Source organism: Globicatella sp. PHS-GS-PNBC-21-1553, from assembly GCF_033564055.1.
In the GTDB taxonomy this organism is placed as follows: domain Bacteria; phylum Bacillota; class Bacilli; order Lactobacillales; family Aerococcaceae; genus Globicatella; species Globicatella sulfidifaciens.
In genome coordinates, this window is record NZ_CP085470.1 from 2,201,071 (window position 1) to 2,224,994 (window position 23,924).

Annotated in this window: 21 protein-coding genes and 1 pseudogene; 20 read left to right on the forward strand and 2 right to left on the reverse strand. The window is 36.1% G+C overall.

Annotated features, from left to right (window positions below):
* Positions 1-66 precede the first annotated feature (66 nt).
* From tgt to frr, 18 genes and pseudogenes are all read left to right on the forward strand, one after another.
* A complete protein-coding gene (gene tgt, locus LB888_RS10585) occupies positions 67-1,212 on the forward strand; it encodes a tRNA guanosine(34) transglycosylase Tgt (RefSeq protein WP_071409223.1) in 1,146 nt (381 codons plus the stop codon).
* A 53-nt stretch (positions 1,213-1,265) separates the two neighbouring features.
* Entirely contained in the window at positions 1,266-1,610 is a 345-nt protein-coding gene (yajC, locus tag LB888_RS10590) for a preprotein translocase subunit YajC (RefSeq protein ID WP_318752893.1), read from the forward strand.
* Positions 1,611-2,066: 456 nt separating this feature from the next.
* Positions 2,067-2,538: pseudogene (rimP, locus tag LB888_RS10595) on the forward strand (ribosome maturation factor RimP).
* 24 nt (positions 2,539-2,562) lie between these two features.
* Positions 2,563-3,864, forward strand: a complete 1,302-nt coding sequence (gene nusA, locus LB888_RS10600) for a transcription termination factor NusA (RefSeq protein ID WP_318752894.1) — start codon at positions 2,563-2,565, stop codon at positions 3,862-3,864.
* Positions 3,865-3,889: 25 nt separating this feature from the next.
* A complete protein-coding gene (gene rnpM, locus LB888_RS10605; protein WP_066125739.1) occupies positions 3,890-4,189 on the forward strand; it encodes an RNase P modulator RnpM in 300 nt (99 codons plus the stop codon).
* Between the two features lies 1 nt (position 4,190).
* A complete protein-coding gene (locus LB888_RS10610; protein WP_078755615.1) occupies positions 4,191-4,496 on the forward strand; it encodes a L7Ae/L30e/S12e/Gadd45 family ribosomal protein in 306 nt (101 codons plus the stop codon).
* 94 nt (positions 4,497-4,590) lie between these two features.
* Positions 4,591-4,920 carry a translation initiation factor IF-2 N-terminal domain-containing protein gene (locus tag LB888_RS12235; protein ID WP_412927998.1) on the forward strand — a complete coding sequence of 110 codons (330 nt, stop codon included), beginning with the start codon at positions 4,591-4,593 and terminating at the stop codon, positions 4,918-4,920.
* Positions 4,878-6,917: a translation initiation factor IF-2 gene (infB, locus tag LB888_RS10615; protein ID WP_412928000.1), complete on the forward strand. Its 2,040-nt coding sequence runs from the start codon at positions 4,878-4,880 to the stop codon at positions 6,915-6,917. Before LB888_RS12235 ends, infB begins: the two co-directional genes overlap by 43 nt.
* A gap of 118 nt (positions 6,918-7,035) precedes the next feature.
* Positions 7,036-7,407, forward strand: coding sequence for a 30S ribosome-binding factor RbfA (rbfA, locus tag LB888_RS10620; RefSeq protein WP_318752895.1), 372 nt, complete (start codon positions 7,036-7,038; stop codon positions 7,405-7,407).
* Positions 7,408-7,747: 340 nt separating this feature from the next.
* Positions 7,748-8,887 carry a glycosyltransferase gene (locus LB888_RS10625; protein WP_318752896.1) on the forward strand — a complete coding sequence of 380 codons (1,140 nt, stop codon included), beginning with the start codon at positions 7,748-7,750 and terminating at the stop codon, positions 8,885-8,887.
* A 9-nt stretch (positions 8,888-8,896) separates the two neighbouring features.
* The gene (locus LB888_RS10630; RefSeq protein WP_318752897.1) at positions 8,897-10,312 is read left to right on the forward strand and encodes a lipopolysaccharide biosynthesis protein; all 1,416 of its coding nucleotides are present in this window, start codon (positions 8,897-8,899) and stop codon (positions 10,310-10,312) included.
* A gap of 96 nt (positions 10,313-10,408) precedes the next feature.
* A complete protein-coding gene (locus tag LB888_RS10635) occupies positions 10,409-11,689 on the forward strand; it encodes an O-antigen ligase family protein (RefSeq protein WP_318752898.1) in 1,281 nt (426 codons plus the stop codon).
* Positions 11,686-12,738 carry a hypothetical protein gene (locus LB888_RS10640; protein WP_318752899.1) on the forward strand — a complete coding sequence of 351 codons (1,053 nt, stop codon included), beginning with the start codon at positions 11,686-11,688 and terminating at the stop codon, positions 12,736-12,738. The genes LB888_RS10635 and LB888_RS10640 overlap by 4 nt, the downstream gene beginning before the upstream one ends.
* 11 nt (positions 12,739-12,749) lie before the next feature.
* The gene (locus LB888_RS10645) at positions 12,750-13,505 is read left to right on the forward strand and encodes a glycosyltransferase family 2 protein (protein WP_318752900.1); all 756 of its coding nucleotides are present in this window, start codon (positions 12,750-12,752) and stop codon (positions 13,503-13,505) included.
* Between the two features lie 176 nt (positions 13,506-13,681).
* Positions 13,682-14,974 carry a hypothetical protein gene (locus LB888_RS10650; protein ID WP_318752901.1) on the forward strand — a complete coding sequence of 431 codons (1,293 nt, stop codon included), beginning with the start codon at positions 13,682-13,684 and terminating at the stop codon, positions 14,972-14,974.
* A 102-nt stretch (positions 14,975-15,076) separates the two neighbouring features.
* Positions 15,077-15,847 carry an ABC transporter ATP-binding protein gene (locus LB888_RS10655; RefSeq protein WP_318752902.1) on the forward strand — a complete coding sequence of 257 codons (771 nt, stop codon included), beginning with the start codon at positions 15,077-15,079 and terminating at the stop codon, positions 15,845-15,847.
* Entirely contained in the window at positions 15,840-17,066 is a 1,227-nt protein-coding gene (locus LB888_RS10660; protein WP_318752903.1) for an ABC transporter permease, read from the forward strand. Before LB888_RS10655 ends, LB888_RS10660 begins: the two co-directional genes overlap by 8 nt.
* Before the next feature lie 148 nt (positions 17,067-17,214).
* Positions 17,215-17,772 carry a ribosome recycling factor gene (frr, locus tag LB888_RS10665; RefSeq protein ID WP_078755625.1) on the forward strand — a complete coding sequence of 186 codons (558 nt, stop codon included), beginning with the start codon at positions 17,215-17,217 and terminating at the stop codon, positions 17,770-17,772.
* Between the two features lie 538 nt (positions 17,773-18,310).
* Here the strand turns inward: frr and LB888_RS10670 are convergent.
* Together LB888_RS10670 and LB888_RS10675 are read right to left on the reverse strand one after the other, a co-directional pair.
* The gene (locus LB888_RS10670; RefSeq protein ID WP_318752904.1) at positions 18,311-19,690 is read right to left on the reverse strand and encodes an N-acetylmuramoyl-L-alanine amidase; all 1,380 of its coding nucleotides are present in this window, start codon (positions 19,688-19,690) and stop codon (positions 18,311-18,313) included.
* Positions 19,691-20,598: 908 nt separating this feature from the next.
* Complete coding sequence (locus LB888_RS10675; protein ID WP_318752905.1) at positions 20,599-20,805, reverse strand: hypothetical protein; 207 nt, start codon at positions 20,803-20,805, stop codon at positions 20,599-20,601.
* A gap of 15 nt (positions 20,806-20,820) precedes the next feature.
* Here LB888_RS10675 and hisS point away from each other — a divergent pair, with 15 nt between their 5' ends.
* Both hisS and aspS read left to right on the forward strand, forming a co-directional pair.
* The gene (hisS, locus tag LB888_RS10680; protein WP_318752906.1) at positions 20,821-22,140 is read left to right on the forward strand and encodes a histidine--tRNA ligase; all 1,320 of its coding nucleotides are present in this window, start codon (positions 20,821-20,823) and stop codon (positions 22,138-22,140) included.
* Positions 22,141-22,142: 2 nt separating this feature from the next.
* On the forward strand, positions 22,143-23,912 hold the full coding sequence (gene aspS / locus LB888_RS10685) for an aspartate--tRNA ligase (protein ID WP_318752907.1): 1,770 nt from the start codon (positions 22,143-22,145) through the stop codon (positions 23,910-23,912).
* Positions 23,913-23,924: the final 12 nt, after the last annotated feature.

Here is a 23,924-nt window from a genome sequence, read left to right on the forward strand (position 1 = left end):
TAATTGTCGAAACGATTATTCATTGATACAATAGAAAAGCAAATCAAAAAGAAAGAGGCGAACTAATTGAGTGAACCAGTAATTCGTTATGAATTAATTAAAGAAGAAAAACATACCGGCGCAAGACTTGGTAAATTACATACGCCACACGGCACCTTTGATACTCCAATGTATATGCCCGTTGGGACTTTAGCTACCGTTAAAGGATTATCACCTGAAGAATTAAAAGAGATGGGGGCCCAGGTAGTATTGAGTAATACCTATCATCTTTGGTTACGACCAGGCGATGACTTAGTGGCGGAAGCAGGCGGCTTACATAAATTTATGAACTGGGATCAAGGAATTTTAACTGATTCTGGTGGATTCCAAGTTTTTTCATTGAGTGATATCCGTCGTATTGAAGAAGAAGGTGTTCATTTTAGAAATCATTTAAATGGCTCAAAATTATTTTTAACGCCTGAAAAAGCCATTCATATTGAAAATAATTTAGGTGCTGATATGATCATGAGTTTTGATGAATGTCCACCATTTTATGAAACACATGATTATGTGGAAAAATCAATTAACCGGACGACCCGCTGGGCAGAACGTGGCTTAAAAGCACATCAACGACCACATGACCAAGCGTTATTTGGTATTTTACAAGGAGCAGGTTATAAAGACTTAAGATTACAACATGCTCGGGATATGATTAGCTTAGATTTCCCTGGATATTCGATTGGTGGCTTATCAGTGGGTGAGTCCAAAGAAGAGATGAATGAAGTGTTAGAATATTTAACACCGGTTATGCCAAAAGACAAACCACGTTATTTAATGGGGGTTGGATCACCAGATGCGTTAATTGATGGTGCTATCCGCGGCGTTGACATGTTTGACTGTGTATTAGCCACTCGTATTGCTCGTAATGGAACAACGATGACAAGTACTGGGCGTTTAGTAGTGAAAAATGCTAAATATGCCAGAGATTTTCGTCCATTGGATGAGCATTGTAATTGTTATACTTGTCGTAATTACTCTCGTGCTTACTTACGTCATCTATTCAAAGCCGATGAAATGTTTGGTTTAAGATTAGCGTCTATCCATAATGTTCATTTCTTATTGAATTTAATGAAACAAGTCCGTGAAAATATTATGAACGATTCTTTATTAGAGTTTAAAGAAGACTTCTTTGAGCGATATGGTTATAATAAAGAAAACGCTCGTGCATTCTAATGATTATTTTGTTATAATTATAAAGTGATTTAAATTATGAGAGGATGACTTGAATGGAACTTTTAGCAACGTTTTTACCTTTTGCTTTGATGATGGGGGTAATGTGGTTTTTAATGATTCGCCCACAAAAGAAGCAAGCACAAGAACGTAAAACAATGTTAGAAAAGATGCAACCGGGACACCATGTGGTAACAATTGGGGGCTTACACGGTGTTTTAGAAGAAATTAATCGCGCTACTCAAACGGTCGTGATTGATTGTGAAGGTGTTTATTTAACATTTAATTTATCAGCTATTGCAACGGTTAAAGAAGCAACGCCAACTCAACCGAACACGACTGTAGAGGAAGAAGTTGAAGAAGAAATTGTTCATGATGCAGAGGTTGCACCTGAAGCGTAATAACATTATATGGTATTTTCCCGCTAGTCAATCAAAACTAGTGGGATTTTTATTTCTTACATTTTTATGATGATGCGTATAGTTAAATTCATCAGCCAAGACTGTAGTTTTTTCGTACCAAATTCATGATGATGGTACAGAACATTAAACTTATCAGATTTGATTCTAGAGTCGTAACAATAATTTTAAACATAGAATTTTAATACCGTTGTGTTACTAACGCTTAGGTTATCACTATTAACAGCGTCATTTTTTCATTGAAGCTAAACCTAATAGAATCATCATTTTATCATTCATCACCCCTTCACCACCATGCAAAACTATCTTTTTCTTGTAGTCTGATGATGTCTGTGTTACAATAATGCTATAGAGTAAGTAGTTAGTGACTGAAGGAGTGAGCGGCAACGCTCGCTCCTTTGTTACGAAAAAGGCAAAATTTTGAATAAGAGGTGAAGTATGAGCGCAATTATTGATAAAGTCACACCTTTAGTCCAACCCATTATTGAGGATTTAGGTTGCGAACTGGTAGATATCGAATACGTAAAAGAAGGTAGAAATTGGTACTTACGAATTTTTGCTGATAAAGAAGGTCGCATTGACATTGAAGACTGTGCTTTAATTAGTGAAAAAGTAGGGGAAGTATTAGATGGGATTAAACCTGATCCATTTCCAGAAGCTTACTTTTTAGAAGTATCCTCACCAGGCGCTGAAAAGCCTCTAAAAACAGAAGAGGCCATTCAAGCTGCAATAGGTGAATATGTTCATTTCGACTACTATATGCCACAACACGGTGAAAAGCAACATGAAGGTTTCTTAGTTGCAGTTAAAGATGACCATTATGAATTAGAAGTACGCATTAAGACAGCAACAAAAATACTTAATATTGAAAAAAGCGGTCGCTAAGGCTCGATTAGCGATTCAATTTTAGTTGATTGAGGAGAAAAGGAAGATAATGAGTAAAGATTTAGTAAAAGCAATTCAAGTGCTAGAAGAAGAAAAAGGAATCTCACGTGCAGTGATTAAAGATGCCTTAGAAACAGCTTTAGAATTGGCTTACAAAAAGAATTATGACCAAGCGCAAAACGTTGAGGTTGATTTTAATGAAGAAAAAGGCTCAATTAAAGTATTTGCCGTTAAAGAGGTAGTAGAAGTTAACTACGATAGTACTTTAGAAATTAGCCTAGAAGAAGCTCAAAAAATTAATCCCGTTTATGAAATTGGTGATAAAATTCGTTTTGAAGTAACCCCAAAAGATTTCGGTCGGATTGCAACACAAACAGCTAAACATGTTATTATGCAACGAATTCGTGAAGCAGAACGTGAAATTATTTTTAATGAATATAGCCAATACTTAGATGAAGTATTAACGGGTACTGTTGAACGTCAAGATTATCGTTATGTTTATGTTAATTTAGGGCGTGCCGAAGCAGTAATGCCGATTAATGAGCAAATCCCGGGTGAACAATTTACCATGGATGAGCGCATTATGGTATATGTGGCAAAAGTTGATAAAACAACTAAAGGCCCACAAGTGGTAGTGAGTCGTGCCCACGAAGGTTTCTTAAAACGTCTATTTGAAAAAGAAGTTCCTGAAATTTATTCAGGTATCGTTGAAATCATGAGTATTGCCCGTGAAGCTGGCGACCGTTCAAAAGTAGCGGTTCGCTCAAGAGATACTAATGTTGACCCGGTTGGTACTTGCGTGGGTCAAAAAGGACAACGTGTGCAAACAATCGTTAATGAGTTAAATGGTGAAAATATGGATATTGTACAATGGGATGAAGACCCAGCTGTATTCATTAAAAATGCGATGAATCCTGCAACGGTTGAAGAAGTTATCTTTGATGGCGACAATCCTTCTTGTATAGTGGTTGTACCAGATCACCAATTATCATTAGCTATTGGGAAAAAAGGTCAAAATGCGCGTTTAGCAGCACGCTTAACAAAACATAAAATCGATATTAAGTCGGTAACTGCTTATCAAGAATATTTAGCCGAACAAGAAGAGCTAAAATCTGAATTAGCAGAAGACGATGAAGCAACAGTTGAAGCAGTTGATTCAGTTACAGCTGATGAAACAAGCGAATTAGATATGACTGTAGATGAAACGATTGGTGAAGTTGAAATGGCGATAGAAACCGCAAATGCAGATGCAGATGCAGAAGACTTAATCATTGAAACCACCACTGGTGACGTTGAAACCGTCGAAGAATTAGTAGAAGAGCTTGAAGCAGAAGAAGATATGGAAGGCTAATTTAGAAAACAGGTGAATCATCATAATGAAACAACAACCGTCAAAACGAAAAGTTCCATTAAGAAAATGTACAGTTTCAGGAGAAATGTTTCCTAAAAAAGAATTAGTTCGTGTTGTCAAAACGAAAGAAGGAGACGTTTCCATTGATCCGACTGGACGTCAAAATGGACGCGGAGCTTATATTGGCTTAGATCCAGAATTAGCGAAACTAGCTAAGAAAAAACGAACATTTGATGCTGCTTTTAGTATGAAAATTAGTGACGAATTTTATGATGAATTGTATCGTTACATAGCACATCAAAAAGCACGTAAGGAATTATTCTAAAATGACTCCACAACAGAAAAAATTAAATTTACTTGGTCTAGCACTGCGTGCAGGATTTTTAGTCAGTGGCGATGAAATGGTTGAAAAAGCCATTAAAAATAATAGTGTCAAACTAGTCGTATGTGCTAGTGATGCGAGTAGTGCCACTATGGAACGTTATCAATCTTTATGCGAAACATTTAATGCAAGATTGATTACTGAATTCACGAGAGAACAGATTTCAGATGCAATTGGCAAGAGCCGAACAATTTGTGCAATTGGCAATTCTGGTATGATTAAAAAATTCTTATCATATGAGGCTAAGTAAAATGATTAATAAATTAATGAAGAAAGCCCTGTAATCGCAAAGGCTGACGGCGAATAAACTGTCTAGTACTTTGCAGAAGTAGGAAGGTGATTATATGACAGGAATTCGAGTATATGAATTTGCGAAACAAAATAAATTATCAAGTAAAGAAGTATTAGGATTGGCGAAACAGAATGGGATTGAGTTCAACAGCCATATGTCCATGATGGATGAAAAACAACAAAAGACTTTGTTAAATAAGTTAAATCCCACTAATACCGCTAAGAAAACTAATCATTCACAACAAGATAAGAAAGCAAAACAACCACATAACGGTAAAGCTATGAGTGAAGAGGTAAAAATGGTAGAGAAAAAGAAAACAATCAACCAACAAAACAAACAATGGACAATTCTACTAAAGGAAAAGCTAAGCCTAGAAAATTAGTTGAAGAAGTTGAGAATGATGAAAATAACCCTGCGATTAAGAAAGCAACCAAAGGTGCAAAAGCTAACAAAGATAAAGCACCAGTAAAAAAAGTTAAAAACAAAGCAGATGATGCAGGGGAAAATAAAAAAGCATTTGAACCTCGAGGACGTCGCAATCGCCGTCGAGGTCGTAATAACAAAAATAATCAACAACAAACACAATCTAAAGGGATTACACAACGTAAATATAAAGAATTACCTGAGAAGTTAGTGTATACCGAAGGAATGAATATTCAAGATATTGCGAAATTAATTTATCGTGATGCTTCTGAAATCATCAAAAAATTATTAATGATAGGGGTTATGGCTAACCAAAACCAAGCATTATCTAAAGATGTCATTGAATTAATTGCTTTAGAATACGGAATTGAACCGGAAGAAAAAGTTGTAATTGATAAATCTGATTTGGAAGTTTATTTCAATGAAGAAGAAGTTAATGAAGAAGAATTAACAACGCGTCCACCAGTTGTAACTATTATGGGACACGTTGACCATGGTAAAACAACTTTATTAGACCAATTAAGAAATTCTCGCGTAACGGAAGGCGAAGCCGGCGGCATTACGCAACATATTGGGGCTTATCAAGTACAATTACAAGGTAAAACCATCACGTTCTTAGATACGCCTGGACATGAGGCTTTCACGACGATGCGTGCTCGTGGTGCGAATGTTACGGATATTTCAATTATCGTAGTCGCAGCTGATGACGGTGTGATGCCACAAACAGTAGAAGCAATCAACCACGCCAAAGCGGCTGATGTCCCAATTATTGTGGCAGTTAACAAAATCGATAAACCAACTGCTAATCCAGATCGTGTTATGCAAGAAATGACTGAACATGGTTTAATCCCAGAAGATTGGGGTGGCGATACTATCTTTGTCCCAATCTCAGCTAAATTTAATCAAAATATCGATGAATTATTAGAAATGATTTTATTAGTAGCTGAAGTTCAAGAGTTAAAAGCGAACGCCAATCGTTTAGCAATCGGTTCAGTGATTGATGCTCGTTTAGATAAAGCAACGGGTGCGACGGCGACATTATTAGTACAAGAAGGTACACTAAATGTAGGAGATCCAATCGTAGTAGGAAATACTTATGGTAAAGTACGTACGATGTTAAATGATACCGGTCGTCGTATTCGTCAAGCAGGTCCAGCTACCCCAGTTGAAATTACTGGTTTAAATGATGCACCACAAGCCGGTGACTTATTCGTAGTTTTCCCAGACGAAAAATCAGCTCGTCAAGCTGGTGAAGAGCGTGCTAGACGTGCATTAGAAGAACATCGTGATGCTAATAAGAAAGTAACGTTAGATAATTTATTCGAAAGCTTACAAGAAGGCGAATTAAAATCAGTTAACGTCATTATTAAAGCGGATGTTCAAGGTTCAGCTGAAGCATTAAATGCATCTTTACAAAAGATTGATGTGGAAGGTGTTCGCGTAAACACAATTCACCAAGCAGTTGGAGCTATAAATGAAAGTGATATTTCATTAGCAGCAGCCTCAGGTGCAATTGTGATTGGATTTAACGTGCGTCCGACTCCTCAAGCACGCGCACAAGCAGAACAAGAACAAATTGATATTCGTTTACACCGAATCATTTATAATGTTATCGATGAGATTGAAACAGCGATGAAAGGTATGTTAGAACCAGAATATGTTGAAGAAATCACTGGACAATTAGTGGTTCGTGAAACATATACTGTTTCTAAATTAGGAACGATTGCCGGGGCATATGTTTTAGATGGCTATATTCGTCGTAATTCAAAAGTCCGAGTAATACGTGATAACATTGTTATCTATGATGGGGAATTAGCGAGCTTAAAACGATTCAAAGATGATGCACGTGAAGTGACGAAAGGCTTTGAATGTGGAGTTATGATTGAGAAATACAATGATATCCGTGTAGATGATATTATCGAAGCTTACCATATGGTAGAAGTAGAAAGAAAATAAGATAGCACCACACATAACAGTTTAAGTCTTAATAATAGTTAGAGAAGTAAGATAGGATAGTTCTTCCACTCATCCAATTAAAAGTGAGTGGAAGTTATCTTTTAAGAGGAGGCTAATCATGGCAAATTTCAGACATGGTCGCGTTAAACAAGAAATTTTAAGAGAAGTTAACCGTGTTTTAATGCGTGAGATTAAAGATCCGCGTGTAGAAGGTGTGACCATTACCGATGTTGAATTGACAGGTGACTTACAACAAGCAACGATTTATTATAGTACACTTTCTGATAAAGCTGGCGCTCGTCAAAAAGAGCAAGCTGGTTTAGAAGCAGTGACAGGTAAAGTGCGTTCAGAACTAGGTAAAGCCATTAAGCTTTATAAAGTACCTGAGCTTAAATTTGAACGTGATACCTCTGTTGATTATGGTAATCGTATTGATGCTTTATTAGATAAAATTAAACAATCAGACGAAATCACCTATGAAGGTGAATAAAATCTGATATTAATGACTGTACAAAACTTATTTAGTTTTGGCAGTCCTTTTTTTATGTGTGCCCATTATGCGTGTAAAGTTGACGATTTAAGACCACTAGTTTAACACATTTTAAACAGTGATAACTTAAGTCAAACCGTCTCAGTAAGGCTTGACAATAGGAATAGTTAGCTATTTTAATTCATGAAAAGAATAATCTATAAAATGATATTGGCTTTAAGCTTTTATTTATCATTATTTGCCTTTCAATAAATACTAAACCAGCTTAATAGAATTTCGTGCGTAACAAATAAGAGTGTGATATAATAGCAAGGATATGAACACTATAGGAGTTGAATCAATGAGAGTTTTACATATAATGAGTGGTTTCGGAGGCGGTATTTCATCTTTTATTTATAATAAAGCTATTGCCCTTAATGACAAAAACATTGTGTTTGATGTCGCCACTTATGATGAGTGTTCTACATTGTTTACGGATGCGATTCATAGTATGGGTGGGCAAATTTACCGTCTTGAAAATCCCAAAAAAGCAGGTTGGAGAAAATTTAAAACAACCTTTGAAAAAATCTTAAATGAACACGATTATCAAGCGATTCATTGCCATATAACGGGGTATCGGGCGCTAGCTTATTATCTAGTTAGTCGTCCTTATGTGAAACGCTTCTTCCTGCATGCCCATATGACAAAAGCTTTACATGTTACGGGATTCAGACAAAAAATAATGCGTCAATTAGATCAAATGATTAATCGTTTTATTACTGATAGTTATGTTGGTTGCGGGCGTTTAGCTAATTTAGCTATCTACGGATCCATTCCAGAGGAACAGATGATGGTGATTCCTAATAGTATTTCGACCGAAAGGTATTTACTATCTGATGATGAATTTGAGCAGAGACGCAATCAGTTAAAAAATCAATATGGTTTAGATGATCAAACACTCGTGATTGGTCAAATCGGGCGTTTGCATAAAGTAAAAAATCAAGAACACACGCTTCGCTTAGCGGAGTATATCCGTGAACATCAATTAAAAGCAAAAATCTTTATTATTGGTTCAGGAGCAGATTTCGAATCACTCAATCAATTGGTAGCAACAAAGGATTTAAAGGATTATGTGACCTTTTTAGGTAGAATTGATAAACCCGAAACAGTGATGCCAATGTTAGATGTGCTTATTATGCCGTCATTGTATGAAGGCTTACCGACCGTTGTCGTAGAAGCTCAAACAGTTGGGATTCCTTGTTTGATGAGTGACACCATTACGGATGAAGTCGATTTCGATAAAGGACAAGTAGATTATCTTTCATTAAATGAACCAATAGCAAATTGGTACCAATCATTGAAAAGCTTGAGCCAAGTACCACGACTATCGAAAAATGAAAGAGAACAAATACTGGTCGAGCGAGGTTTTACAAATGAACAGTCGGCTCAAATTTACCTTGATTTTTTAAATCAAAAGATTAATAGCTATTTAATTAAATAGGAGAAAATAATGAAACATTTTATTAAACGATTGTTAGGATTCAGTTTAGGCCCAGTATTTGGTGCGTTTATTTCATTTATCCAAATACCAATCATCACTTATTTTATCTCGAAAGCAGAGTATGGAAAGGCTAGCTTATTCTCAAGTTTAATTGTAGCACTGCCTAATTATATTTATATTGGACTCGATCAGGCATATACAAGAGAATACCAAGAAGCCGAAGATAAAAAACAATTGATTCAACAAGCCGCCTTAATTCCAATGATTGTCGGCATTTTAATGTTTATCGTGTCAATTGTTTTTGCACCAGAGATTTCCAATTGGTTATTTGATAGCCCCGAATATACTTATATTGTTCTCTATGGTGGTGTGTGGGTTTTAGCAACTATTATTGAACGCTTTATTTTATTATCAATTCGAATGGAAGAAAGAGCGATTGAGTTTTCTAGTTTTTCAATGATTTTAAAATTCAATGTTTTCGTATTATCCATGCTTTTAATTTGGATGGGTTGGCGCGATTTTAAAGTCATTGTATACGGGTTAATCTTTGGTCAATTACTGGGCGATGTGGTCCTTTTCTGGCGTTATCGTCAGTATTTTGATATTAGAGGATTTAAACTGAATCGTGATTTAATTAAACGAATGTTAAAATTTGGTCTACCCTTGATGGTGGCCATATCATTAACTAATTCGTTGACTTTAGTGGATAAAATCTTCATTAAAAATTTTACGACTTTAGAAGACGTCGCAATTTATGGAGCAGCCTCAACGATTATTGCGGTTATTGGTGTCGTTAAAACAGCTTTTACCTCTTTCTGGATACCAACTGCTTATCGTTGGCATGAGGAGCAGAAGGAGATTCGTCACTTTAAATTTGTAAGTGATGCAGTCTTGTTTTTATTAACTGGTATCTTTTTTGGATTATTATTATTTAAAGATTTAATTGCTCATATAGTGGTAGCAGAAGCTTATCGCGATGTCAAATATATTTTTGGTCTATTAGCATTCCCACAAATTATGTATACTTTATCTGAGACAACCAATTTAGGGATTGTCTTCTCTAGAAAAACATATTTGAATATCATTGTTAGTGTTTTAACTTTTTTACCTAGTATGGTATTAAATATAGTCCTTACGCCTGTTTGGGGGTATCGTGGGGCAGCAGCAGCTTCATTTGCAGCTTATATTATGTTTTACTTTGCGAGAACTTATTTATCAAACCGTGTTGGCTTTGGCTTTAGTCAAGTGAAACCGACGATTTCTATTATCATTATGTCGATTGCGGCTTTTCTAAATGTTTTTGAATTACCGTATATAGAATGGTACACTTTAGGCTTAGGTTTATTAGCATTAGTGGCACAGTGGTCGACCGTTCAACAAGCAATTGAAATAAAAAATGATAGTAAAAATTGGGACTTTACCTAGTTAAGTCTAGTAGTAATCAGTCAATAAAAACAGAGAGACTCAGAAGGATGTGAAATGACCTTCTAAATATATTTTACGAGGAGGGAATGACAAAGCGTGCAACTTTATATTTTAATATTAGTAATGGCTGTCTTCTTAGGAAGTAAATTGCTTGCCATTCCAACACCATTCGCCCAAATGACGATTTACCGATTATTAGCGATAGGGGTGCCAGTCATTTTGACCTATCAAGTGGCGATAAAAAAGAAAAATTTAGTTATCATACCTAATAGTGATGGGACTCGTGCTCTAGTTGGCTATCTTTTATGGTGGCTATATGCCTTATTATCGGTTATTTGGGTGGTTGATATTGTTAGCTGGTTCCAGGCGATGTTTTTAATGAGTTTGGGATTGTTTGTGATGCTGGCTCTTTATTTTTGGGTTACGAGCGAAAGACAATGGCAAACCTTAATTTACGGAGTTTGGTTTATGATTTGTACCCAAGTTATATGGGGATATCATGAAATTCTCACCGGTAAATATTTATTTGCTAATTTAGACAAGTTAGATAAGTATCGCACCTTTGGTCGGATTCCATCAACGCGCATGCCGGTTACCTATTTTGCTAATCAAAATGATTATGCCACTTTATTATTAGCATTTATCGCGATTTCTACTATTTGTTATCACCGAACTCAATCATTTTGGTTAAAAATAACAACGATATTATTTGGTGGAGCCGCCAGTTATTTAATTTATCGTACGGATTCACGGATGGCTTTATTGGTATTATTGGTGATGATTGGATTATATACGATTTTTCAATTTAATTTTAACTTAAAAAGAAAACATTGGCTTATTCTATTAGTCGGTGGCGTGATGATGGTCATAGGGATTTTCTTTTTAAAACCTACTCTAGGTAAGAGTATTATGACGATGTTATTATCACAACAAAACTATGCCTTATCTGGGGACGGTGCAAGAATCAACCTTTGGAAAAATGGGTTAATCTTTTTAGCCGAAACTTATGGCTTGGGTGTTGGTGCAGGAAATATCGAAACGTGGATGGCACAGGTACCTTATTATCCTATTAATGGATTAGTGAATATTCACAATTGGTGGGTCGAAATATTAGTCGCATATGGATTGGTATCTTTTATTATTTACATAGGTGTCTATTTTATCTTAATGAGAAAACTTTGGATAATGTCCAAAACCAGTAATCATCATCAAAGACAAACGTCGTTAGGTTTGTTAGTTTTTATGATAACATTTATCTTTTCTAGTATAACAAGTGCTTCCAATATGTTAATAGAATGGCATTGGATTATCTTTGCACTTATTATAAGTTATGTTAACATTATTGAGGTCAGAAAGAATAAGGGGTGTAAGGGATGAGTTTAGTCACGATTATTAGTGAATTAATCAGATTTTTAAAAGACTATGCCTTAAAAATAATTTTAAGTGCATTATTAATAGGATTGGCCGTAGCCAGTTCGCGCTATTATTTTGGTGGATTTGAAACATCTGAAATGGAGGCGGCTTATCAGGATTTAAAACAACGGTATGAGCAAGAACCAGCAGAATTTCAAATTATTTTAACGAATGCAGAAGGTGCTTTCTTTAGTAATTCATTTTTAATTGATGAATACTTTGGTCAGCCTGAAGTGGTCGAAAAAATTGAAAAAGAAACCGGTATTCAGTTTGCTGGATGGGTGGAGAATGAAAATTTATTAGAAATTATTAAAACGAGTCAGTTTCGTGGGGCAATGGCAGCTTTAAGAGATGGCTCGACGGAAATGATTACAGTACGGGTGGCGGTCGGAAAGTCGGCTGAGGAAAACTTACAAATTGCTCAAGCCTATCAAAACTTAATCGTGGAAGAAACCCTACCATTTTTAGAATCTTATAAAGTCTCACTGGTTAACAAAGCAGAGATTGGTGAACAGTTATCAGAATTAAAATTTCCGAATTTAGCTAATACTGAAACATTGGAACATTATAACCGAATTTCAACGCGATCAGCCATTGTTTTTGGGGTGGCTGGTGCAATTGGTGGGGCAGTATTGACGGCTTTAGCATTATTCTTCTTACGTTTATTTAAATCAAAAATTGGTTATGCATTTGATTATAGTTGGGCAATGGAAGATCGTCATTTTATATTCAACCGTACGAATACTGAACATGAAGCAGATGTTGTAGCGTTTATGTCAATCCCTAAACGCGATCATCGTTATGTCGTGATTCAAGGTGATCCAGAAAAATTATTGCCGGTAGAAGATCAAAAGGATTTAATCTTTGTAACGAAAGTACAAGATATCCATGATGATGTTGATGAGATTATCTTTGTAATTTATGCTAATCAAACGGATAAAGCTTGGTATAATGAACAATACCATATGGCAAAATTATACGATGTTCCTGTTAAAATTTTGCAATTGATGTAGAAGGTGACTTTATGAACAAAGGATTAGTTTCAATTGTGACGCCGGTATACAATGCCGAAAAATTCATTAAACACACAATTGAAAGTGTGATAAATCAAACGTTTGCTAATTTCGAATACATTTTGGTCGATGATCAAAGTCAAGACCATTCTGTCGCGTTCATTAAATCTTATGCAAAGCAAGATAAACGCATTAAATTAATACAATTAGAACAAAATAGTGGTGCCGCTGTGGCGCGTAATACGGGTATTGCTGCTGCTAAAGGGCAGTATATCGCCTTTATCGATAGTGATGATTGTTGGGCACCCTCAAAATTAAGTGAACAAATTAAATTTATGCAGGACCATCAATATGCCTTTACTTATACCAGTTTTTCACTAGTAGATGAAGCAGGACAGACACTTAAAGAAGCAACGCCGATACCTGAGAGTTTAACCTATCATCAATTACTAAAAAACACTGCCATTGCTTGTTCAACTGTTGTGATAGATCGTGCTATAGTTGGCGATTTTCGGATGCCTTTGGTGCGTAAAGGTCAAGATACCGCTACTTGGCTAATGTTAATGCGTGAACGCAATGTAAAAGCCTATGGCTTAGATCGAGTTTTAAATGAGTATCGTCAAGTTGCTGGTTCGATCTCGAGTGACCGTTGGGGCGCTTTAAAAAGAACATGGAATACTTATTATAATTTAGAACAATTACCTTTACCAAAAGCAGTTTATTACTTTTGTTGGTATGTTTGGAACGCCATACGCAGAAGATTATAATTGTTAAATTTTTTATAAACATAGAAAAAACATTTGATTTATTGCTAAATAGACAATATTAAATAATAAGTTAGACGTTCTTTTCTGTGTTTTTTAATTTTAGCATTTATTTTTTCGACCTAAAATGTTATGATAACGATAATATAAAGCACAAGATTAATGGTAGGATGTGGCATATGAATATTAAGCGTAAATTAATTTTAGGAATTATTGGCGGACTCATTGCTTTAACCGGCATCTTCTTTATTGCGAAAAACACTTTTTTCCCAACACAACAAGATGAGATGATGGGGAGCGAAAATATGGAGTTGGGGCCAGATGGCATGCCGGTTGAAGGCGAAATGGCCTATACATTATATAATTTATTCAGACAAGATCCCGTTACTGTGGATGCGAGTGTAAAATTAAAGACTGATACCGCGTATTTTTATCAAGCGGATTTAGGTGAAATTGAAGCCATTTTAGTTAAAGATGGGCAAAAAGTAACTAAAGGCACCACTTTATATAATTACAAGCAAACCTCAAAAGAAAATCAATATGCTCTTGAGGATTTATACCGTGAGCAAACGAAATTATATAATACCCGCCAAGCATTAATTAAACAATTAAGTGATTATACAGGCGGAGAATATAATTATCAAGGGGATCAAATTGCGTATTATTGGGGGAATGATGGTAAGCAAGTCTATTACATTGTCAAAGAAATTGGCAAATCAACCTCGCCTTCAGTCAATGTTCCGGCTAACACCAACACTGATAGCTCACTTTCTCAAGATAGTCCTGAAGGTGCACTTGATACCGGTGGTACGGAGATGTCAGCAATGGAATCAGCAGCAGATCCTAGTGAAGGTATTAAAGAACAAATCCGTCAAGTCAATGAGCAAATTGAAGAATTAGAAATAAAATTAATTCGTCAACAAGAATTACAAAATAATAAAGTTATCGCCAAGACCGATGGGGTTGCAATGGTTAACCCAGATGCCAAAGATAATCCTAATGTACCTGTAGTACGCATTGTGTCTGAAGAAAGCTCTGTTGTAGGGAGTGTGACCGAATATGATTTTTACGCTTTAGCAGAAGATCGTGCCGTCATTATTTATATACCAGCAGAGGACCGGACGGTAACCGGTAAGATTGTGGATTATGATAAGATTCCTTCTTATAGCGGAACCAATGGCCAAACAGATTCAGCAGAAGGTCTAGTGGCTTCTAGCCCAGGTGGTGGTAGCAATGCGAGTCAATTTAGTTTTGTTGTACAACCCGATGAACCTTTACAAGCTGGGTTTTCTGCTAAAGTGAATATCACATTACCCGGTTATGCGATTCCTTCGGATGCAATTATTGAAGAAGGGGAAGAACATTACGTCTTTTTATATTTAGATGGTAAAGCAGTCAAAACTAAAATTGAATTGATGACTCAAGGTTTACAAAAAGTGGTCTTAAAAGGGTTGAATGAGGGGATCAATTGATCATGTATCCTTATGACTTAACCGATGGTCAAGCAGTGTCCGTGGTTGACCCGATGGCCATGCCTCCAGCAGAAGAGCCAATGGATGGGGATGTGCAATAGTATGACTAGCGAAATGCAACAGCAACCGCTCATTGAAATGAAAAAGATCAACAAATATTATCAAGTGGGGGAGCATCAATTACATGTTTTACGCGATATTGATTTATCAATTTATCGCAATGAGTTTGTGACCATTATGGGGCCATCCGGCTCTGGAAAATCCACTTTAATTAATGTTTTAGGATTTTTAGATAATAAGTTCGAAGGCCATTATAATTTTGATGGTAAACCAGTAGAAGCAAGAACCGACAAACAAATTTCTGTTTTACGTAATGAAATGGTTGGTTTTGTCTTTCAAGATTTTAATTTAATTCCTACTATGACGGTCAATGAAAATATACGTTTACCACTGTTGTATAAAGGTATGCCGGCTAGAAAAACTAAAGAAAGAGTTCAACAAGCTTTAGAGAGTGTCGGTTTAGGTAGTAAGTTTAATAGCCGTCCACATGAATTATCTGGGGGCCAAAAGCAACGGATTGCCATCGCAAGGGCATTAATTAACCAACCACGATTTATTATCGCTGATGAACCGACGGGTGCATTGGATACTAAAACATCCAAAGTGATTATGGATATCTTAGCCCGTTTACATCGTGAACAAGGGGTAACAGTAGTATTAGTAACGCACGATCCTAACTTACAAGCTTATGCGACTCGAAAAGTGCGCATTGTCGATGGGCAAATCCATTCGAATGAAGTGAGTGAAGCCACTTATGAATTAAGTAAAAAACCATTAGATTTTGATGAGGTGTTAAATAATGAGGATGAGTGAAATTTTTAAATCGTCGTTATCAACCTTAAAAATGAATGGTCGACGAACGTTTTTAACGATGATTGGTATTATCATCGGCATTGCAGCGGTTATTACAATATTAAGTCTTGGGAATGGTTTTCGAAAGAAAACTTTGGATGAATTAGCACAAGATTCCAAGGGTCGTCCCAGTCAAATGTTCCATTTTAATGTATCCAATATGGATGCAGACTGGTCAAAATTAGATCCATTTGATACAAATACTTTGGATGGCATCCGCCAAATTCCAGGCGTTGATGAAGTCGTCCCATCTTCTGATGATGAGGATTCGGTTAATTATGCTACCTTGGATTTTGCCAATAAAGAATCCAAGACCTATGGCACAAAATATCTCGATGTAACGAATCAGCAAATATTATATGGGCGAAATTTATATGACTTTGACTCTAAGGCAGCTAAACGTAATGTTATTATTGACGACATCGTTGCAAGCGATATTTTTGAAAATCCAGAAAAAGCCATTCATCAATCCATTAAGATTGATGGGACCAGTTATATGATTGTCGGAGTCTATGCAACAGAGTTAACGGCAAAAGAAATCGAAGACATCCAAAATTACGGTTTTGGCGGTTCTGATGCACCTCAAGTCATTGTTCCTAGAGGAACCAATAAATTACTCAATCCCAATACGAATGTTGACTTTAGTATTAAAGCATTTTACAAACCAGATTCCAATGTTAGTGGCATTAGTCGTAAAATAGCGGATTATTTAAAAGAAAATGGCTCTGAGAAAGATAACGGCACTTATGAATATTTCGATATGTCTGAGATGATGGAATCGATTGGTCAACAAGTGTCAATGGTAACCTACTTTATTGGGGCTGTGGCAGGAATTTCGTTATTTATCGCTGGGGTAGGTGTAATGAATATGATGTATATTTCTGTTTCTGAGCGAACGAAAGAAATTGGTATCCGTCGTTCATTAGGAGCTACGCAAAATAGTATTCAATGGCAGTTCTTATTAGAAGGGATCTCCATCACGACTTTAGGCGGTCTAATTGGTTATCTGTTCGGTGTTGGTATTGCGATTATAGCGGGCAATTTCTTGCCATTTAAAGCTTTAATCGATGTCCCGACCGCTTTAATCAGTGTTTCGATTTCTGTATTAATCGGCATTAGTTTTAGTGTCTTTCCGGCTAGAGCAGCTGCTAGAAAAAATGTTGTTGAAATATTACGTTAAGATAGGTTATTAAAGGAGTAGATGCTTGAATTTGTAAGTTATTTGCTCCTAAATTTACAAAATATTTCATTAAGACTCTGCTTAGAATAGGAATTCATGAAAGAGTATGCTATAATGATAAAAAAGAGTCAATATAGGAGGAGTCTTTATGGCAGCCGACATTTTAAAGGAAACAAAACAACGAATGAGTAAAGCAATTGATGCTTACCGCAATGAATTAGCAACAATTCGTGCAGGACGTGCAAATGCTAGTATTTTAAATCATGTGAACGTATTGTACTATGGCGTTCCCACACCATTAAATCAATTAGCAAGTATTACCGTCCCAGAAGCAAGAATGTTATTAATCTCACCTTATGATAAATCATCTTTAACTGAGATTGAAAAAGCGATTTTACAATCTGATGTGGGGATTACCCCTTCAAATGATGGGAGCGTGATTCGTTTAGTCATTCCTGCTTTAACTCAAGAGCGTCGCCAAGAATTAGTTAAACAAGTAGGTAAAGAGCAAGAAAATGCTAAAATTGTTTTACGTAATATTCGTCGTGATGCAATTGATCAAACGAAAAAAATGCAAAAAGATAATGAATTAACTGAAGATGATGTGAAAGATTATGAAAAAGATATTCAAGTAATTATCGATGAAGCAACTAAAGAGTTAGAAAAAGTTTCTGCGGAAAAAGAAGCAGAAATTTTAGGCGACTAATTTTATATTTATGATTGAGGATGGACCAAAAGTTTGAAATACTGTTTGGTTCCCTCTTTTTTTATGGTCTGTGGTTGAGTAGCTTTAAAATGTTTTTAATGAGGTGGCATCCACTGGATAAATACAATCAAGTAACTGCGCGTAAAGTAAAAGCACGGTGGGTGAGTAGTCTTAAAGTAGCTGACAATATTCTTGAAAAATTCAGTCAATTTATCCCGCACTAATTAAAAGTGTAGTGGTTGAGTAGCCTCAACCTGCATCTTAAAGACTTGTTTGAGAACTATTCCAACTTTTTACAGGGGGTAGGCAGACGAAGTGATTTTTTTAAATTTTCACTTTTTGCATACTACCAACTGTGCTTTGGTAGGGGCAAGCGAAGCAAAAATCATTCGCTTTTCTATTTCTGGTCCATTCCCATTAGTTTGTGAAATATTATCTACTTTAATGATAAATGGCTATTCATTGTTCAGAATGACCGATAGTTTTTAAACAACCAAAAAGACCTTGAAGTCCAAAGATGACATTCAAGGTCTTAAATTTATTTATCAAAATATTCTTCTAATGCTGTTACAATGACATTGGTTACTGCTTCTTGATAATCAGCTGAGGTGATATATTGTAAATCAATCGCATTGGACATATAACCTATTTCCAATAATACAGCTGGACGCGTATTTTCTCTAAGAACAGAGTAATTGCCGAATAAGGTTCCGTTATTCGGTAATGCGAGTGTCGAGAGCGCATCATTAATACTTTTTGCTAATTCATAATCATCTTCATGGAAGTAATAGGTAGTGGAACCTGACCAGCCAACTTGACCTTTATCAAAATGAATACTGATGAAGGCATCGACTTGTTGCTCATTACTTAAATCACTACGCGGTATCAAATCGATGAATTCATCGGTTTCACGGGTCATAAGGACTTTTGCTCCAACCGCTTCTAATTTTTGTTTTAATAAGAGCGAAGTAGACAAGGTAATGTTTTTCTCATAGACGGATTCATCTTCAGTAGTTGCACCGGCATCTTCACCACCATGACCCGGGTCAATCATAATGACCGCATCTTGTAATGATTGAGCAGTCTTCTCAGTCACATGGCCAATCGAATCAGCTTCCATTCCCGCAATTCGACTTTCTACATAACCTTGTAGACCATCACTATCTTCAACTAAAATAAATTCTGTTTCGTTGCCATCTGCCGAAACAACTTCATCAATGTATTTGAATTTTTGACCATAAGCAATATCATAAATACGATTGGCATTCAATGAAGGAGCATCAAGTAATGGTTCAGCAGAATATCTTACAACCACTATTTTTTCAGCTGCTTCTTTTGCTTTTTGAATGGCTACGGGGTCATAGACTTCATCCAGTTTATCAGGATCAATTGAAGGCACATCACTTAAATTGATTAAATTAACGGCGCGTGTCTTAATGTATCCATATCGCCCATCGACTTCAACTTGTAGCCAGCCTTTTTTCTCAAAGCGAACAATCAGGTAATTTTCAGGTTGCATCGTAGTCATCACAGCCGATTTTTCGTTCGTTTCGGTATAAACAGGTGTATCAACTAAAATATGAGCCGCAATAGCATGATCACTAGTTAATGTTTCACTTTCAATAAACCATTCAGGTACCCAACCATCGCTACGAGCATCAAGTCTCAGTTTGTACCAACCATTTGCTTTAGATAAAACATCATAGCTTTTACCTTTTTCTAAGGTTACGATACTTTCAGAATTTGTTGCGGGTTCTATCCTTGCTACTATTTGATCTTTTTCAATTGTGAGCTGTTCATCTGTAACTAAACTGAAAACAGCTAAAGAACCAATTAATAGCATTAATACGGTCATGAAAGGAGGGAAATATTGACGCGATAAGAGTAATCGCATAAATTTTATTAGATTATCTTTCATAATTCCTCCAATATAAAACAATTCTACTTTATGTTATTATAAGACATTTTTCATAGAATGTTCAAACTTTTTAATAATGTTATCGAATAGTAATCTATTTGTGATAATAGTGACATTTTAACGAGTGCAAATTTGTTGATAGATTAAAAATATGTTAAAAGCGTTTAAACTATCAATTATTTTTTATCAAAATAAACTTGACAAATCCCTTAACTAACGGTAATCTTATACAAAGATGAATAGTATATTCGATAACATAGACAAGTAGCTAGCCGACCTTCAGAGAGTACATTCCGTGGCTGAAAGAATGCACCTAGGCAAGAGCGAAGACACTATCGAGAAGAATAATGAAAAGTTATTCCGTTAGCCGCGATATGGCTTTGAGGTGATAGTTTGACTATTACAAAGTTAGGTGGTACCACGTATTGAACGTCCTAAAGCAATTGTTTTGCTTTAGGATTTTTTTACTTTATTAGACCGATATAGCAATCCTCACTGTGGTAACCAAACAGTAGGTGAAAATTTTCAATCATCTGAGTTTTTTATTAACATCGAATGCCGAGATTCATAGGATAGCTATTACTAAAGTATTAATTTCCAACATTTAATAAGGAAAAAACCAAGAGGCTGGTCATAATCTTGATAATTTTAGTTAAGATTATTGTTCGTAAGTTAATTGTGCACTGGTTGAGTGGCCTCAAACTGCGTCTTAATGAGGCTGAGAATAATCTTAACCAAATCACTCAGATTAGTGCTCGATAATTAAAGGCGCAGGGGCTGAGTGGTCTCAAACTGCGTCTTAAAGAGGTTAGGCATCAATTTGATAAGTTCACTCAAGTTATTTCTCATTAATTAAAAGCGCAGTGGTTGAGTGGTCTCAATCTGCGTCTTAATGACTTGCTTGAGACCTACTCAACTTTGCGGGGGTGGACAGACAAAGCGAAAATCATTTGATTTTCTACTTTTGGTCCACTCCCAACTGTGCGGGGGTGAACAGACGAAGTAAAAATCATTCGATTTTCTACTTCTTGTCCACTCCCACATCCATCAAATGTAAAAATTATCACACTTGAAGTACACAATTGATTATTTGATAATACTAAATACCATTCCATCAAGGAGGAACGAAAATGATTAAAAAGATGAAAGGGACAGAAGATATTCTGCCTAAAGATAGTTACAAATGGCAATATTTAGAAGATACTGTTAGAGCGATTTTTGACACTTATCAATTTAAAGAGTTAAGAACGCCGATTTTTGAAGCGAAAGAATTATTTGCTCGATCAGTCGGTGATACGAGTGATATCGTTTCAAAAGAAATGTATGACTTTAAGGATAAAGGCGATCGTGATCTAGCGTTAAGACCTGAAGGAACAGCCGCGATTGTGCGTGCTTATGTTGAACACAAGTTATTTGGTCCTGAACATCCACAGCCTTTAAAAGTTTATTATATCGGGCCAATGTTCCGTTATGAGCGTCCACAAGCAGGGCGTCAACGTCAATTCCATCAAATTGGAGTTGAGGTATTCGGAAGTACTAATCCTGCCACTGATGCTGAAGTGATTGGTTTAGCTTGGGATATTTTATCTGAATTAGAAGTTGAAAATGTGGAATTAAACATTAATTCATTAGGTAAACCAGCGGATCGTCAAAAATATCGTGAAGCCTTAATCGAGTATTTTACTCCTTTAAAGGATCAATTAAGTGAGGATTCTCAACGCCGTTTAGCGGATAATCCTTTACGTATTTTAGATAGTAAAGATGCCAAAGATAAAGCCTTAGTAGCACAAGCACCGACAATTTTAGATTTCTTAAGTGAAGAAAGTCGTCAACATTTTGAACAAGTTCAAGCGATGTTAAAAGCTTTAGATATTCCTTATACAGTCAATCCTTTAATTGTTCGAGGTTTAGATTATTATCAAGATACGATTTTTGAAATTATTGTCAATGATGATGCGATTGGCGCTCAATCAACCGTCATCGGTGGTGGACGTTATGATGGCTTAGTGGAACAATTAGGCGGTCCCCAAGCACCTGGCTTTGGTTTTGGATTAGGGATGGAACGTTTATTATTATTATTAGAACAACAAAAGATTGAATTACCAGAAGAAGAACCATTAGATTTATTTGTATTAACAATGGGAGATGCGGTTAATATTAAAGCTTTACAAATCGTTCAAGCAGCCCGTCAAGCAGGCTATTTTGCTGAACGTGATTATTTAGGTCGTAGCTTAAAATCTCAGTTTAAAACAGCAGATAAATTAAATGCTAAGTTAACCTTAACGTTAGGTGAAGATGAATTAGAGACTGGTAAAGTTACCATCAAAAATAAAGCATTAGATAAACAAAAAGAAGTGGCGATTGATGATCTATTGGCAGATTTCGAGAACATTTATCGTGAGTTGACGACCGATACTTCAGCCATCGATAAGTACTTTAGAGGAGAATAAACATGGAACAAAGAACAGTATATGCAGGTTTAGTAAGTGAAGAATTAGTTGGCAAAACAATTACGCTTAAAGGTTGGGTACAAAGACGTCGTGACTTAGGTGGCGTTATCTTTATCGATTTACGTGACCGTGAAGGTTTTTGTCAAGTGGTATTTAATGCCGAGAATCTATCGGCTGAACAAATGGATTTAGCGGATCATTTACGTAGCGAATATGTCGTAGAAGTATCAGGGGTTTTAAATAAACGTGTCGCTGAGCAAATTAACCCGAATATTCCGACCGGACAATATGAATTAATGGCTCATGAATTAAATGTATTAGCTAAAGCAAAGACACCACCCATTTATATTGAAGAACGCTTAGACGTTGAAGAAGAAATACGTTTACGCAATCGTTATTTAGATTTACGTCGTCCTAATATGTTCAATAACTTACGTTTACGTCACAATGTCACAAAAGCGATTCGTGAATACTTAGATAGTTTAGATTTTATCGATGTTGAAACACCTTATTTAACCAAATCAACCCCAGAAGGTGCACGTGACTATTTAGTGCCAACTCGTCGTGAAGCTGGTAAATTCTATGCCTTGCCTCAATCACCACAAATCTTTAAACAATTATTAATGGGTGCTGGTATTGACCGTTATTATCAGATTGTTCGTTGTTTCCGTGACGAAGATTTACGTGGTGACCGTCAACCAGAATTTACTCAAGTCGACTTAGAAACAAGTTTCTTATCACAACAAGAAATTCAAGCAATTGTTGAAGAAATGTTAAAACGTGTAGTAAAAGCAGCTCGTGGGATTGAAATGACAGAAGCTTTTCCAACAATGACTTATGAAAAAGCAATGAATGAATATGGGGTAGATAAACCGGATATTCGTTTTGAAATGAAACTAGTTGATTTATCAGAATTTGCTGCTCAATCTGAGTTTGGTGTCTTTAAATCAACGATTGAAAACGGTGGACAAGTAAAAGCCATTAACTTAAAAGGGTTAGCGGATGCTTATACACGTAAAACAGCCGATGAACTCATTAATGTCGTGAAGCCTTATGGTGCGAAAGGGTTAGCATGGTTAAAAATTACCGATGAAGGTTTCAATGGTCCGATTGCTAAATTCTTTGCTGATGAAACAAGTTATAAAGCCATTACTGAGCCAACGAATGCTGAACCCGGTGATATCTTATTCTTCGTAGCGGATCAAAAAGATGTCGTAGCGGCTTCTTTAGGTGAATTACGTGTTCATTTAGCCAAAAAGCATGAATTGTTTGATCAAGATGAATTAGCTTTTGTCTGGATTACAGACTGGCCATTATTTGAATACGATGAAGAAGCCAAACGTTATGTGGCAATGCACCATCCGTTTACCGCACCACAAAATATGGACTTAGCGGCTATGAAAGAAGACCCAGCTAATGCATTAGCACAAGCATATGATATTGTATTAAACGGTTATGAAATCGGAGGCGGATCAATCCGTATCTTCACGCGTGAAATGCAAAATCAAATGTTTGAGTTATTAGGTTTCACACCGGAACAAGCACAAGAGCAATTTGGTTTCTTAATGAATGCTTTTGATTATGGCTTCCCACCACATGGTGGCCTGGCATTAGGTTTAGATCGCTTAGTCATGATATTAGCTAAAGAACCAAATATTCGTGAAGTGATTGCCTTCCCTAAAACAGGGCGTGGAGTTGATGTATTGTCAAATGCCCCAAGTTATGTTGCAAATGATCAAGTTAGAGAATTACATTTACGCATTCAAGAATAGGAGAGTAAATTA